The sequence below is a fragment of the Rahnella sp. 1L-D-7-B-C2 genome (assembly GCF_057290995.1).
On the sequence record NZ_JBXAVQ010000001.1, the window covers coordinates 95810 to 109773 of the forward strand.

11 protein-coding genes are annotated in these 13964 nt (G+C 57.4%); 4 read left to right on the forward strand and 7 right to left on the reverse strand.

All coding sequences use genetic code 11. The features are described from left to right. From lsrF to lsrA, 5 genes are read right to left on the reverse strand one after another with little or no spacing between them, the layout of a single operon-like run. A complete protein-coding gene (lsrF, locus tag AC0Z7K_RS00445) occupies window positions 1-876 on the reverse strand; it encodes a 3-hydroxy-5-phosphonooxypentane-2,4-dione thiolase (RefSeq protein ID WP_413528675.1) in 876 nt (291 codons plus the stop codon). Between the two features lie 31 nt (window positions 877-907). Further along, a complete protein-coding gene (lsrB, locus tag AC0Z7K_RS00450; RefSeq protein ID WP_485612269.1) occupies window positions 908-1924 on the reverse strand; it encodes an autoinducer 2 ABC transporter substrate-binding protein LsrB in 1017 nt (338 codons plus the stop codon). A 13-nt stretch (window positions 1925-1937) separates the two neighbouring features. Then, window positions 1938-2960, reverse strand: coding sequence for an autoinducer 2 ABC transporter permease LsrD (gene lsrD / locus AC0Z7K_RS00455; RefSeq protein WP_485612271.1), 1023 nt, complete (start codon window positions 2958-2960; stop codon window positions 1938-1940). After that, window positions 2960-4036 (reverse strand): autoinducer 2 ABC transporter permease LsrC, encoded by a 1077-nt coding sequence (gene lsrC / locus AC0Z7K_RS00460; protein WP_485612272.1) that lies wholly within the window; start codon window positions 4034-4036, stop codon window positions 2960-2962. The genes lsrD and lsrC overlap by 1 nt, the downstream gene beginning before the upstream one ends. Further along, a complete protein-coding gene (lsrA, locus tag AC0Z7K_RS00465; RefSeq protein WP_485612274.1) occupies window positions 4030-5583 on the reverse strand; it encodes an autoinducer 2 ABC transporter ATP-binding protein LsrA in 1554 nt (517 codons plus the stop codon). The genes lsrC and lsrA overlap by 7 nt, the downstream gene beginning before the upstream one ends. A 231-nt stretch (window positions 5584-5814) precedes the next feature. On the opposite strand from lsrA, the gene lsrR reads away from it, so the two are divergent. Next, window positions 5815-6801 carry a transcriptional regulator LsrR gene (gene lsrR / locus AC0Z7K_RS00470; protein ID WP_485612275.1) on the forward strand — a complete coding sequence of 329 codons (987 nt, stop codon included), beginning with the start codon at window positions 5815-5817 and terminating at the stop codon, window positions 6799-6801. Between the two features lie 70 nt (window positions 6802-6871). Further along, complete coding sequence (lsrK, locus tag AC0Z7K_RS00475) at window positions 6872-8464, forward strand: autoinducer-2 kinase (RefSeq protein ID WP_485612851.1); 1593 nt, start codon at window positions 6872-6874, stop codon at window positions 8462-8464. A gap of 45 nt (window positions 8465-8509) precedes the next feature. Here the strand turns inward: lsrK and kdgT are convergent, their stop codons facing one another. Further along, window positions 8510-9508 carry a 2-keto-3-deoxygluconate transporter gene (kdgT, locus tag AC0Z7K_RS00480; RefSeq protein ID WP_413528669.1) on the reverse strand — a complete coding sequence of 333 codons (999 nt, stop codon included), beginning with the start codon at window positions 9506-9508 and terminating at the stop codon, window positions 8510-8512. A 267-nt stretch (window positions 9509-9775) separates the two neighbouring features. Further along, entirely contained in the window at window positions 9776-10441 is a 666-nt protein-coding gene (fsa, locus tag AC0Z7K_RS00485; protein ID WP_413528668.1) for a fructose-6-phosphate aldolase, read from the reverse strand. A gap of 144 nt (window positions 10442-10585) precedes the next feature. Between fsa and AC0Z7K_RS00490 the strand changes: the two genes are divergently transcribed. Then, window positions 10586-11485: a glycyl-radical enzyme activating protein gene (locus AC0Z7K_RS00490; RefSeq protein WP_485612277.1), complete on the forward strand. Its 900-nt coding sequence runs from the start codon at window positions 10586-10588 to the stop codon at window positions 11483-11485. A 5-nt stretch (window positions 11486-11490) separates the two neighbouring features. Continuing rightward, window positions 11491-13923 carry a formate C-acetyltransferase/glycerol dehydratase family glycyl radical enzyme gene (locus tag AC0Z7K_RS00495; RefSeq protein ID WP_485612279.1) on the forward strand — a complete coding sequence of 811 codons (2433 nt, stop codon included), beginning with the start codon at window positions 11491-11493 and terminating at the stop codon, window positions 13921-13923. Window positions 13924-13964: the final 41 nt, after the last annotated feature.

Below are 13964 nucleotides of genomic sequence, written 5' to 3' on the forward strand. Positions count from 1 at the left end.
TTACCCCTTCTCGCTCAGGAACAGTTCATAGGCATGCGCCACGCTGGCGTTTTCATGCACCACGGCTTTAACCGCATGGAGCATCGCCACCGGCGACTCTGACTGGAAGATGTTGCGTCCCATATCGACGCCCGATGCGCCCTGATCGAGCGCTTTAAAGCACATCTCCAGCGCCTCGCGCTCCGGCAGCTTTTTGCCTCCGGCGATCACAATCGGTACCGGACAACCGGCGGCGATACGTTCGAAACCTTCATCCACAAAATACGTTTTGATGATGTTTGCGCCCATTTCGGCGGCGATGCGTGTAGCCAGCGAGAAATATCGCTGATCTCGTGCCATATCTTTGCCGACGCCGGTCACCGCCATGGTCGGCATGCCGTAGCGCATCCCCTGATCGACCAGCTGGATGATATTTTTGATCGACTGATGTTCGTATTCACTGCCGATATACACCTGCGCCGCCATCGCCGCGACGTTCAGGCGCAGCGCGTCTTCAATGGCGACCGCCACGGTTTCATTGGAGAGCTCAGTCAGGATCGAATTTCCCCCCGACGCACGCATCACTACGGGTTTATTCACCGCAGCAGGCACCACGCTACGCAGCACGCCACGGGTACACATCAGCACGTCTGTGTGTGCAAACAGCGGCGCAATATTGATGTCAATGCGCTCAAGACCGGTGGTCGGTCCCTGAAAATAACCGTGATCGAAGGCCAGCATTACCGTGCGGCCGGAGTCAGGATTGAAAATCCGCGCCAGACGCGATTGCATCCCCCAGTCCAGCTGGCCGCTGCCCTTGAGGAAAAATGCCCGGTTCTCCTGCGGCGTGCCGATGCCGAAGTTTTTGCCATCTCTGATATCGTCCAAATCTGCCATGCTGTGTCTCCTTTATCGAAAACCGTTATCGTCAGAAATCGTATTTACCGATGTTGTCTTTGGTGAAGACCACGCGTTCCGGCAGCAGAACGATGCCGTTGCCTTTGGCCTCATACTGGTAGCCCTGCACGCTGTTGGGCACCACTTCTACCGTCCCGACGTCCGGCACATCCAGTTTGTCCCCCACGTTCAGGTCACCTTTCTTCAGCAGCTGATCGGCGACGTACACCGAAATTTTGCCCTGACTGACCACGTCCCACAGGCCGAACTGTTTGACCGTGCCGCGCTCGACGTAAGGTCGCATGACGTTTGGCGTGCTGAAGCCGACGATGGTCACGTCTTTACGTTTGAGGTTTTCCGCCGCCTGCGCCGCAGCCGGTAAGGCGTTGGCGTCCGGCGCGATAATCGCATCCAGATCGCCATAGGATTTCAGGATCCCTTCGGCGGTTTGCAGGGATTTGGTGGCGTCGTTATAGCCATACTGCGTGGTGACAACTTCCCAGCCCGGATGCTCTTTGGCGATTTTAGCTTTCGCCTCTTTCACCCACTGGTTCTGATCGGTCACCGTCGGGCTCGAATAGAAGAACGCCACTTTGGCTTTCTCTTTTTTCACCTGACTGGAGGTCATATCTACCAGCATTGAGCCCAACTGCTGCGGCGTGCCCTGATTGATGTAAATCGAGCGGCACTCGGGCTTGGTGTCGGAATCCCAGGTCAGCACTTTTACCCCGCGCTGCATGGCGCGTTTCAGCGCCGGACACAGCCCGTCAGGTGAAACGGCAGCAACGACAATCGCGTTGTACCCCTGATTGACGAAGTTATTGATCATCTGCACCTGACCGGACACGCTCGGTTCGGTCGGGCCGTCATAGGTGACATCCACGCCCAGCGCTTTCCCCGCCGCCGTCGCCCCGTTGCCGCCGCTGGTGAAGTACCCGACGCCGACCAGTTTTGGAATAAATGCGATGCGTTCAGCTGCCTGCGCACTCAGGCAGGCGAGGCTGACGGCACTGGCGATCAGCATGGTTTTCAGCATTTTGGTTTTCATCTTGCACCCCGGTTCATTTGGATAATAAAGAAGGAGAAGACGCAGACCAGCGCTGGCGGTAACGCTGGAAAACACTGCGGATAAGACCCCGGTTGAGGCTGGCGGAACGGCCAATCACCACCACGATCAGCAACGCACCGGACAGCGCGCTGGAGACCTGACTTGAGACGCCGACCATCTGCAACCCCTGTTGCAAATAGCCGATCAGCAGCGTCGCCAGCGCCGTCCCGAGAATAGAACCCGAACCGCCGTAAATATTTGCGCCACCGAGCACCACGGCGGTGATGGCCGGCATCAGCAGCGCATTGCCGAGATCGGAACGCGCCGAGCCGAAATAAGAGGTCATCAGAATGGCGGCTACCGCCGATGCCAGCCCGGTCATGCCGTAGAGCGCAAACACCGTCCGGCTGACCGGCAGCGCACCGTAGCGTGCCACGCGGGCATTCTGGCCGATGAGAAACACGTTGCGCCCGGTGCGACTGCGGTGCATCAGCAGCCAGAAAAACAGCGTGGCGGCGAGGAAAATCAGCAGAGGCATCGGCAGGCCGAGCACCACCTGATTGGCAAAATTGGTGAAGACATCCGGGAAATTACCGATGCCTTCAAAGCCGGTCGCGCCCGCCAGCCCGGAGAGCAACAAGGCGCTGCCGCCGAACAGGTACAGTGTGCCGAGCGTTATCACCAGCGGATTGACGCCGGTATAGAGGATCAGCGCCGCGTTGAGTAAACCGCAGGCTGCGCCGAGCATCAGAGTGAGAACGAGCGCCAGCGCCAGCGGCACACCGGCCTGACACAAGACACCGAGCGCGATGGCGCACAGGCCGATGGTTGAGCCGAAGGAAATGTCGATCCCGCCGCTGACAATCACCAGCGTCAGCGGCAGCGCCACAATGCCGATGGTGATGAAGTCACTGGTGCTGAAAAGTAGCGTATTGGCATCAAGCATTCGCGGATTCGCGAAGCTGAACAGCAGAATTTCCAGTATCAGCAGCGCCAGCAGCGCCGCTTCCCAGCCATACTGTTGAAGGATTTTCATCACGCTACCCCGCCTTTTTTGCCGGTGCTTAAACGGCGTGTGAGATGTTTTTGCTGACCAGGTTTACGCTCAGCAGGCTTTTTCTGTTCGGGCTGGCTGGCAGAGAGGAAGCGGGCGTATTTCTGGCGGCGCAGATTTTTTTGTAACGCCTGGCGCAGTCTGCCGTCGAACACCAGCACCGCCAGCAACACCAGTCCGGCAATAAAATCATTCCACCAGGCAGGCAGCCGGAGCAGCACCAGCACGCTGTCGATCTGGGTGAGGAAATACGCACCGAGCACCGCACCGAGAATCGAACCGGTGCCGCCGAGCAGACTGATCCCGCCCAGTACGCAGGCGGCGATGGCTTTCATTTCCAGCCCGCTGCCGGTCTGATTGGGGACAAAGCCAATTTGCGAGGCAAAGACGATACCGGCGATCGCCGCCATCATGCCGTTAATACCGAACGCCAGAATACGCACACGGTTAACCGCCACGCCGAGCTGCCGCGCGCCCTGTAAGTTATCGCCGACCGCGTAAAAACTGCGGCCAAACGCAGTGCGGCTGAGCATCCAGAACATCGCGCCCAGCAGTACGATAATTCCCCAGCCGAGCGCCGATACGCTGAGAAATACCGGTTCGGACAGCGATTTCAGCCCCGCCGGTAAGCCCTCAATCCATTTGCCGCCGGTCATCAGCAGCATCAGCCCGCGATACAGCCCGAGCGTGCCGAGCGTCGCGACTATCGCCGGAATGCGCAGCCATGCGACCAGTACGCCGTTGAACACTCCGGCCAGCAGCCCGGTTCCCAACGTGATGACGCAGGCCAGCGCCAGATTCATACCGTCGTTGAGCAACACGCCCAGCGTGACAGCGCACAAACCCGTGATCGACCCGACCGATACGTCAATATTGCGGGTCAGCATCACCAGCGTCGCGCCCATTGCCAGCAGCATCAGGATCTGCGCGCTGCCAAAAATCATGCTCAGCGTCTGGAAGCTGAACGACTGCCGGTCCATGACGCCGAGCAACGCAAACAGCGCGATAATCGCCATCAGCGCGGTCAGTTCACGGTTGTTTTGTATCCGCTTCAGCATGAGGATCCTCCGGGGGCAGCGGTCTGGGGATGGTTACCAAAAGCGATGTGCATGATGTTGTTGACGTTTATTTCGCTGCCCTTCAATTCGCCACTCATTTCGCCCTGATGCATGACGAATACGCGATCGGCCAGCGCCTCGATTTCATCCAGATCCGAAGAAATCAGGATCACCGCGACATTCTGTTCAACAACGTTGCGCAGCAGCTGATAGATGTCGGCGCGGGCGGAGACGTCCACGCCGCGCGTCGGCTCATCGACGATCAGCACCGCAGGCTGCGCTTCCAGACATTTCGCAATCAGCAGCTTTTGCTGATTGCCGCCGGAGAGCGTGCGGGCGGTTTGTGAACCGTCGCGGTACTTGATCCCCAGTGCGCGGTGATAACGTTCGAGTACCGCCGCTTCGCGTTTGATGTTCAGCCACCAACTCTGACGGTTAAAGGTCAGCGAGGTAGTGTTCCAGCTCAGCGGCGCATCGAGATACAGGCCGGACGCCTGACGGTCCTCCGGCAGATACACCAGCCCCTTTTGCAGCCGCTGCAACGTGTTCAGCCCGCTGATGTCGTGCTGCATCAGCCGCACCTCACCGCTTTTTGCTTCGCGCAGGCCGTACAGGGTTTCTGCCAGCTCGGTTCGCCCTGCCCCGACCACGCCTGCCAGCCCGACGATTTCCCCGGCGCCGGCGCTAAATGAAATATCGATAAAGCCTTCGCCGGTAAGATTTTCTACCTGCAAGACCGGTTCCCGGCCTTTGGCATTGCGCCGCGTGCCGGATAAATCCAGCCACAGCTTTTGTTCAGCGGGCAACGCCACGTCCTGCGTTTGCGGCGTGATAGCGCGGATTAGCGCGTCATTATCAAGTTCAGCCAGCGTGCCGGTGAGGGCAATTTTGCCGTCGCGCATCACGCTGACCCGGTCGGCAATCGCGCGGATTTCAGGTAGTTTGTGGGAGATAAACACCACGCCGACGCCTTTTGCGGTGAGATGGCGAACCTGCGTGAACAGGCGGGCGGATTCGGCGGGCGTGAGCGAGGCGGTCGGTTCATCGAGGATCAGCAAACGTGCGTCGCGCATCAGCCCGCGCAGGATTTCCACCAGCTGCTGATCCGCCACTTCCAGCGTTCCGGCCAGTGCGCCGAGCGGCAGATTGCAGCCCAGCCCGCTCAACGTTTCGAGTAATTTTTTCTCGCTGGCCTGACGGGCGGGTAAGCGGAACAAAATGTTTTCTCGCACCGTCAGGCTCGGAAACAGCATCGGTTCCTGCGGCACCAGATAGATGCCTGCCTGATGCGCTTTGGCCGGGGTCAGCGCCAGCAGCGGCGCGCCGCCAAGCTGCATTTCGCCGCAGTCAGCGGTTTCGACTCCGGCAATGATTTTCATCAGCGTCGATTTCCCCGCCCCGTTCCCACCCAGCAGCGCGTGAACTTCACCGGCGCGCAGACTGAAACCGATATCTTTCAGCACCGCCACGCCGGAAAAGCTTTTGCTAACGCCGCTGACCTGCAGCAGCACCGTGGATGAGGCTAAGACGTGTTCTGGCTGCTGCATACATCACCCTCAGAGCGGATACATTAAATGAACAAATGTATTTATTGTTTAACAATGTTCATAAACCTAGTCTGCGTTGAGCAGGAAAACTTTTGCATCGATCACAGTTTGTTCAACTCATATACTCTGCGATATGATTCATGCGGCAATCATTCAGGATTTGCCATACACATCACAGTTAACAACATTTTGTTAACGAACAATTGATCTACATTTTGATAAGTGTTCACTATGACTTCTGAAAACGGCAAGAAAACGAACCTGTCCGATTTGACTAACCATCTGGAATTCAGCATGGGTGAAGAGGAACTGCTGGCGCGCACCGCGTGGTTCTATTACCACGACGGCCTGACCCAGAATGAGATTGGTGAACGGCTCGGGTTGACGCGGCTCAAAGTGTCGCGCCTGCTGGAGAAGGGCCGACAGTCGGGCGTGATCCATGTGCAAATCAACTCGCGCTTCGAGGGTTGTTTGTCGCTGGAAAACACTCTGCTGGAGCGCTTTAGTTTGCAGCAGATCCGCGTGTTGCCGCAGCTGGCCGACGGTTCGCTAAGTGCACGTCTGGGCGTCGGCGCGGCGCATATGCTGATGACGTTGCTCAAACCTGAACAGCTGCTGGCGGTAGGTTTTGGTGAAACGGCGATGAGTACGCTGCAACATCTGAGCGGTTTCATCTCATCGCAGCAGATCCGTATGGTCACGCTATCCGGCGGCGTCGGACCTTACATGACCGGCATCGGCCAGCTCGACGCGGCCTGTGGTGTGAGCATTATTCCGGCACCGTTGCGTGCTTCTTCGGCCAGCGTCGCGGCGATTTTTCGACAAGAGCGTAATGTCCACGACGTGATGCTCGCGGCCTGCGCCGCGGATATCGCCGTGGTCGGCATCGGCTCGCTGAATCAGAAACAGGAAGCGACGATTTTACGTTCCGGTTACATCAGCGAAGGTGAACAACTGTTATTTGGCCGTAAAGGCGCGGTCGGCGACATTCTCGGATTCTTTATGCAGCGCAATGGCGAGCTGGCGGAAAACATGGCGATCCACGATGAGCTGATCGCCGTCGCCCCCGACGAACTGGCCAGTATCCCGACCGTACTTGGCGTCGCGGGCGGCGTCGAAAAAGCCGAGGCGATTGTCGCGGCGCTCAAAGGTAAACGCATTAACGCACTGGTTACTGAAGAGAGCACAGCAAGAGCCATGCTGGCGCTGCTCGGCTGACCCGCAGGGTTTATGGGGTGTGGCGGTCAGGTAACAGGTGCCCGATAAACCGGCACGAGAGAAACTGGCGATGACCTCAACCCTGAACTCTGACGACGATCGTAGCTATTTAATGGCGCTGGACGCCGGCACCGGCAGCGTCCGCGCGGTGATTTTCAATCTCGAAGGTGAGCAAATCGCCGCCGGGCAGGCCGAGTGGATCCATCTGGCCGTGCCGGATGTGCCCGGCTCGATGGAATTCGATCTGCAAAAGAACTGGCAGCTGGCCTGTCAGTGCATTCGCCAGGCGCTGCACGAAGCGCATCTCCCCGCCTCCGCCATCCGCGCCGTAGCCGCCTGTTCCATGCGCGAAGGCATCGTGTTGTATGACAAATCTGGTGAACCGATCTGGGCCTGCGCTAACGTCGATGCGCGCGCCAGCCGCGAAGTCTCAGAGCTGAAAGAAATCCACGATTTTCAGTTTGAGCGCGAAGTGTATGAATGCTCCGGGCAGACGCTGGCGCTGAGCGCTATGCCGCGCCTGCTGTGGCTGGCGCATCATCGCCCGGACATTTACCGCCAGGCAGCGACGGTTACGATGATCAGTGACTGGCTGGCCTATAAGCTCAGCGGCGAGCTGGCGGTGGACCCTTCCAACGCGGGTACCACCGGCATGCTGGATCTCGCCACGCGCAACTGGCGGCCGGAGCTGCTGGACATGGCCGGTCTGCGCGCCGACATGCTTTCTCCGGTAGCTGAAACCGGTACACGCCTGGGATACGTGACCGCCAGCGCGGCGGAAGGCTGCGGGCTGAAAGCCGGAACGCCGGTCGGCATGGGCGGCGGCGACGCTCAGCTTGGCACGCTTGGCCTCGGGCTGGTGCGTCCCGGTCAGACGGCAGTGCTTGGCGGTACGTTCTGGCAACAAATCGTCAATCTGCCTGCGCCGATCACTGACCCTGAAATGAATATCCGCGTCAATCCTCACGTCATCCCCGGTATGGCGCAGGCGGAATCCATCAGTTTCTTCACCGGCCTGACCATGCGCTGGTTCCGCGATGCGTTCTGCACCGAAGAGAAAACCCTCGCCCAGCGTCTTGGCGTCGATACTTACAGCCTGCTGGAAGACATGGCAGCGCGCGTACCGGTCGGTTCCTGGGGCGTGACGCCGGTGTTCTCCGACGCAATGCATTTCAAAAACTGGTATCACGCTGCCCCGTCGTTCATCAATCTCTCCATCGACCCTGAAAAATGCAACAAACCGACGCTGTTTCGCGCGCTGGAAGAAAACGCCGCCATCGTCTCGGCCTGCAATCTGGACATGATCGCCAGCTTCTCCGGCGTTCGCGCCAAATCGCTGGTGTTCTCCGGCGGGGGTTCGAAAGGCAAGTTGTGGTGTCAGATTTTAAGTGATGTCACCGGCGTGCCGGTCAACGTACCGGTCGTGAAAGAGGCCACGGCGTTAGGCTGCGCGATTGCGGCGGGAGTGGCGGCGGGCGTGTATTTGTCCCTCGCCGAAACGGGTGAAGCACTGGTGCGCTGGGAATGGGAGTATCAGCCGGTGGCGGCAAACCATGAACTTTATCTTGCGCAGAAGGCGAACTGGCAGGCGGTGTACGCTGACCAGCTGGGATTAGTAGACAGGCATCTGACGACGTCGATGTGGAAAGCACCGGGGTTGTGACAGCTCCTCCCCTGCGAAGGGGAGAAGCCAAAACCCTCTCTGGCGTTATTTGACACTCGCCATCGGCGGGTCCATCGCAACTTTCCCTTTAATCGCCTTGTTTTTCACTCTCCGCGACCACATCGCAGTCAGTATCGGGACTAATATCGAGGTGACGATAACCGAGGTGGCGACCAGTGCCGTCGCTGCCGGAGCCACCGCTTTAAACTGTGGCACCATTTCAGCGATCAGTACCGGAGTGGCGACCGCTGCGCCGGCAGAGCTTGAAGCTGCAATACCCGCCGTACCGTCACCGCCGCCGATAAATTTATCGGCCAGAATTAACGGAATACCAGTCAGGATAATCACGGAAACGCCCAGCAGTACACCCAGCAGGCCAGTTTGTGCGATAACCGTCAGATTGATGGTGTTACCAAGTGCAAAAGCGAAGAACGGGATCAGCGTTTGTACCGCTTTGCTGAAGAATTCACGCAGTTCAGGATCCAGATTACCTAAGCCAAAGCCGATCAGAAATGGCAGCACCGCGCCGACGAAAACGTGCGGTTCGAAAGAGGCAATACCGGCGGTGCCGAGGATGATCATGGTCATCAGCGGGCCGGATTCCAGAGACATCAGCACGAAAGCACCCGCCTCTTCTTTGGTGCCATATTGCTGCATCACCGAGGCGTACAAGCCGCCGTTGGTCATGTCCATCGACGCGACCAGCGCCAGAACGGAAAGCCCGGCGAAGAAGCCGAACTCGACGCCGTTTTCCGGCATGAAGCGCGATGCCACCGCCGCCACAATCCACGCCACGGCAATTTTGGTCACCACCAGCGTGCCGGACTTACGCAGCACCGTCCCGGTGGCGCTCAGTTTTATCGACGCACCCATGCAGAAAAACCATACCGCCAGAATCGGCACGGTGCCGGTGATCAGGCCGTTTGTGAAGGAGCCGAAATATTTACCGGAGTCAGGTGCAAAGGTATGGCACAGCGCACCAATGAAGAGAGGAACTAACATCATTCCGCCGGGGATTTTTTCTATCGCTCGTTTAATGTGCATATTTTCCACCTGATGTAAAAGTAACGTATTACCGAATGCCGTTACGTTATCCATTCTCCAGGCTTATAAAAGTGATGCCAATCATAAAATGAAACGATGTTTCTATTTTTTAGATCGTGGGTTTTATTAATTTATCTCGTCAATAATTAATTTCAGCGCGAAATCACATTTTAGGATTATTAGTACGAAAATGCTTAACCCACAGAAACAAAAAAACCCGCAACAGTCGCCTGTGCGGGGGGTATTTGAACGAAAAACGAAGAAAGATCAGCTGAGCGTGGTCGTGCCGAATGCCTGACGCCAGTCGGCGTCGAACTTTTCTACCGCAGACTGCACGGCGGGCGTATTTAGCAGCTGTTCGGCAACATCCACCGGCAAGGTGATCGACTGACAGCCCGCCAGCAGACAATCCATCGCCTGACGTGGCGTTCTGAAACTCGCTGCCAGCACTTTTGACTGCGGGGCGTGCAGGCTGAGCAGCGTCTGTAATTCTTTCACCATTGCGATGCCGTCGCCGCCCTGCGCATCCAGACGGTTCACATAAGGCGCAACATATTCCGCACCGGCCAGCGCCGACAGCAAGCCCTGACCTGCCCCGTAAACGGCAGTGCCGAGCGTCGGAATATTCATGCCTTTCAGCTTTTTAATCGCCGCCAGACCTTCGCTGGTGACCGGAATTTTTACCACCAGACCAGAAACCCGCTGCGACAACAGCAGCGCTTCGGCAACCATCTGTTCGGCGTCTGATGCCATCACCTGAGCAAATAATTTTCCGGTGCCGCCCAGCGCATCACGCAGCGCAGGCAACACATCCCACAGCGATTTCCCCTCTTTCGCCACGATGCTCGGATTGGTAGTCACACCCTGCAACGGCAAAATGCGTGAAAGACGTTTTACCGCAATGACATCGGCAGTATCGAGATACAACTCCATAACTCTCTCCCTGAAACCTGTGAGCGAATGCAAAGTTCGGTGATTGTACGCCAGCAAGCACAGGGTTTGTTGATCGTTGTCAAATGACTTTCGAATGAAAGATCATAGATTGTGAATGAAGATATCAGCAACGGGAGTGTCGGTATGATTTTCAACGTGCAGCGTTATTCCACCCATGATGGTCCGGGGATCCGCACGGTGGTGTTTCTCAAAGGCTGTTCGCTGAGCTGTTCGTGGTGCCAGAACCCCGAAAGCCGCTCGGCCGCACCCGATGTGCTGTTCGATTCCCGCCTTTGCAGCACCGGTTGCCAGCACTGTGCGCAGGCGTTTCCCCACGCTGTCACGGTGGCAGACGGTGGCATTGATATCCATCGTGAAAACTTTTCAGTCAGTGATTTAGGCCAGCTGGAACAGATTTGCCCGGCCGGTGCGCTGAGCGCGTGCGGTGTTGAAACCGATATCGATGCCCTGATGAAGCAAATCCTGCGCGACAAGCCGTTTTATCAGCGCACCGGCGGTGGTGTAACGCTTTCCGGCGGTGAGCCCTTTATGCAACCGCAAACGGCACTGACGCTGCTGCAACGCTGTCGTCAGGAAGGTTTGCACACAGCGGTGGAAAGCTGCCTGCATGTGCCGTGGAAGTACATAGAGCCTTCACTCGGTGCGCTGGATTTGCTGCTGGCGGATTTGAAACACGTCGCCGACGAGCCGTTTAAACGCCTGACCGGGGGGTCGGCAAAACGGGTGCTGGATAACTTCCGCCGCCTGGCTGCTGCCGGGCAGAAGCTGATTGTCCGGGTTCCGCTGATCCCTGATTTCAATGCCGACCGGGCGTCCATCCGCCAGATTGTCGATTTCGCCGCTGACGAAACCGGCTGCGATGCGATTCACTTTTTGCCTTATCACACCCTTGGCATCAACAAATATGTCCTGCTCGGACACCCCTATCTGGCCCCGCGCCAGCCGTTAAATGACCCCGACCTGCTGACGTTCGCCGAAGAATACGCCGCCGGAAAAGGGCTTTGTGTACAGTTAAGAGGATAAAAATAATGACCCAGCTGAATCTGAACACCCTTGCCAACCGCATCCGCGCACACAAAGAGGCGCTGATCCACATCGTCAAACCGCCGGTGTGTACCGAACGCGCACAGCATTACACGCAGATTTATCAACAACATGCCGATAAACCACTGGCGGTACGCCGCGCCCTGGCGCTGGCTGAACATCTGCGACAACGCACTATCTGGATCAAACACGACGAGCTGATTGTCGGTAATCAGGCCAGCGAAGTGCGCGCTGCGCCAATTTTTCCTGAATACACCGTGGGCTGGATCGAGAGTGAAATCGATGCGCTGGCCGATCGTCCGGGCGCGGGTTTTGCGGTCAGCGAAACCAATAAAAAAATTCTGCATGACATTTGTCCTTGGTGGCGTGGCCAGACCGTTCAGGACCGCTGCTACGGCATGTTTACCGACGAACAGAAAGCGCTCCTCGAGAGCGGCATCATCAAAGTGGAAGGCAATATGACCTCCGGCGATGCCCATTTGGCAGTGAATTTCCCGCTGTTGCTGGATCTGGGGCTGGACGGTTTGCGCCACAAAGTCGATGAACGTCGCAGCCGTATCAACCTGACTGACTGGGAGGATTTGCACAGAGAACAACTGCTGAAAGCCATCGATATCACGCTGGCGGCGGTGAGCGAACACGTTACACGCTTTGCCGCGCTGGCGCGGGAGATGGCGGAGGCAGAAACGCGAGAAAGCCGTCGTTCCGAACTGCTGACTATCGCCGCCAACTGCGACATCATCGCTCACCAGCCGCCGAAGAATTTCTGGCAGGCATTACAACTGTGCTACTTCATCCAGCTGATGTTGCAGATCGAGTCCAACGGCCACTCCGTTTCCTTCGGGCGTATGGACCAATATTTGTATCCGTTCTACCGCCGCGACGTGGAGCTTGAGCAAACGCTGGAGCGCAGTCAGGCGATCGAACTGCTGCAAAGCTGTTGGCTAAAATTACTGGAGGTGAACAAGATCCGCTCCGGGACGCACTCGAAAGCCTCGGCGGGCAGCCCGCTGTATCAGAACGTTACCCTCGGCGGTCAGATGCTACATCACGGCGTGTCTGCGGATGCGGTGAATCCGCTCTCCTATGCGGTGCTGGAATCCTGCGGGCAGTTGCGTTCTACCCAACCAAATCTGAGCGTGCGTTATCACGCAGGAATGAGCGCCGATTTCCTCGACGCCTGTGTACAGGTGATCCGCTGTGGTTTCGGGATGCCGGCCTTCAACAACGATGAAATCGTCATTCCTGAGTTCATCAAACTGGGCGTCGAAAAAGAAGATGCGTACGATTACGCCGCCATCGGTTGTATCGAAACTGCCGTTGGCGGCAAATGGGGTTACCGCTGCACCGGCATGAGTTTCATCAACTTCGCCCGCGTGATGCTGGCGGCGCTGGAACAGGGTCAGGATGCGAAAAGCCAGACCTGTTTCCTGCCGCAGCAGCGTGGTTTATCGCAGAATAATTTCGAGAATTTCGAACAGGTCTTCGCGCAGTGGGATGAACAAATCCGCTATTACACGCGAAAATCTATCGAAATTGAGTGCGTGGTCGATACGGTGCTGGAAGAAAACGCGCAGGATATTCTGTGTTCGGCGCTGGTGGATGATTGTATCGAGCGCGGCAAAACCATCAAGCAAGGCGGCGCAAAGTACGACTGGGTGTCAGGTTTGCAGGTCGGGATCGCTAATTTGGGCAACAGTCTGGCGGCGGTCAAAAAACTGGTGTTCGACCAGGGTGCAATGGGTCAGAAGGAACTGGCGGATGCGCTGGCGTCTGATTACGCGGGGCTGGACGGAGAACGTCTGCGCCAGCGTCTGATTAACGGCGCGGAGAAATACGGCAACGATCACGACGATGTCGATCAACTGCTGGTGCGTGCCTATCAGTGTTATATCGATGAGCTGGCCAATTATCACAATACCCGTTTCGGACGCGGCCCGATTGGCGGCACCTATTATGCGGGCACGTCGTCGATTTCTGCCAACGTGCCTTTTGGGGCAGGCACAACGGCGACGCCGGATGGCAGAAAGGCCTACACTCCGCTGGCGGAAGGCGCCAGCCCGGCATCCGGTACCGACCATCTGGGGCCGACGGCGGTCTTTAACTCGCTGGGAAAATTGCCGACCGAAGCGATCCTCGGGGGCGTATTGCTGAACCAAAAACTGAACCCGGCGTCGCTGGAAAACGAAACTGACCGTCAGACGCTGATGCTGATGCTGCGGACATTCTTCGAGGAGCATCGCGGATGGCACGTTCAGTACAATATCGTTTCCCGCGAGACGTTGCTCAAAGCGCGGAAAGAACCGCAAAACTACCGTGATCTGGTGGTGCGCGTAGCCGGTTACTCCGCGTTCTTTACGGCTTTATCGCCTGAGGCTCAGGATGATATTATCGCGCGCACTGAACATACACTTTGATGTTCGCATCAGAATTTAATTTTACCGGGGCGGCTGCGGCC

What these genes read in the sequence shown, in the direction of transcription:
- lsrR (WP_485612275.1), top strand. Translation starts at nt 5,815, where the DNA reads ATGACTTCTGAAAACGGCAAGAAAACGAACCTGTCCGATTTGACTAAC.
- fsa (WP_413528668.1), bottom strand. Translation starts at nt 10,441, where the DNA reads ATGGAGTTGTATCTCGATACTGCCGATGTCATTGCGGTAAAACGTCTT.
- lsrC (WP_485612272.1), bottom strand. Translation starts at nt 4,036, where the DNA reads ATGCTGAAGCGGATACAAAACAACCGTGAACTGACCGCGCTGATGGCG.
- lsrD (WP_485612271.1), bottom strand. Translation starts at nt 2,960, where the DNA reads ATGAAAATCCTTCAACAGTATGGCTGGGAAGCGGCGCTGCTGGCGCTG.
- AC0Z7K_RS00495 (WP_485612279.1), top strand. Translation starts at nt 11,491, where the DNA reads ATGACCCAGCTGAATCTGAACACCCTTGCCAACCGCATCCGCGCACAC.
- AC0Z7K_RS00490 (WP_485612277.1), top strand. Translation starts at nt 10,586, where the DNA reads ATGATTTTCAACGTGCAGCGTTATTCCACCCATGATGGTCCGGGGATC.
- lsrF (WP_413528675.1), bottom strand. Translation starts at nt 876, where the DNA reads ATGGCAGATTTGGACGATATCAGAGATGGCAAAAACTTCGGCATCGGC.
- lsrA (WP_485612274.1), bottom strand. Translation starts at nt 5,583, where the DNA reads ATGCAGCAGCCAGAACACGTCTTAGCCTCATCCACGGTGCTGCTGCAG.
- kdgT (WP_413528669.1), bottom strand. Translation starts at nt 9,508, where the DNA reads ATGCACATTAAACGAGCGATAGAAAAAATCCCCGGCGGAATGATGTTA.
- lsrK (WP_485612851.1), top strand. Translation starts at nt 6,872, where the DNA reads ATGACCTCAACCCTGAACTCTGACGACGATCGTAGCTATTTAATGGCG.
- lsrB (WP_485612269.1), bottom strand. Translation starts at nt 1,924, where the DNA reads ATGAAAACCAAAATGCTGAAAACCATGCTGATCGCCAGTGCCGTCAGC.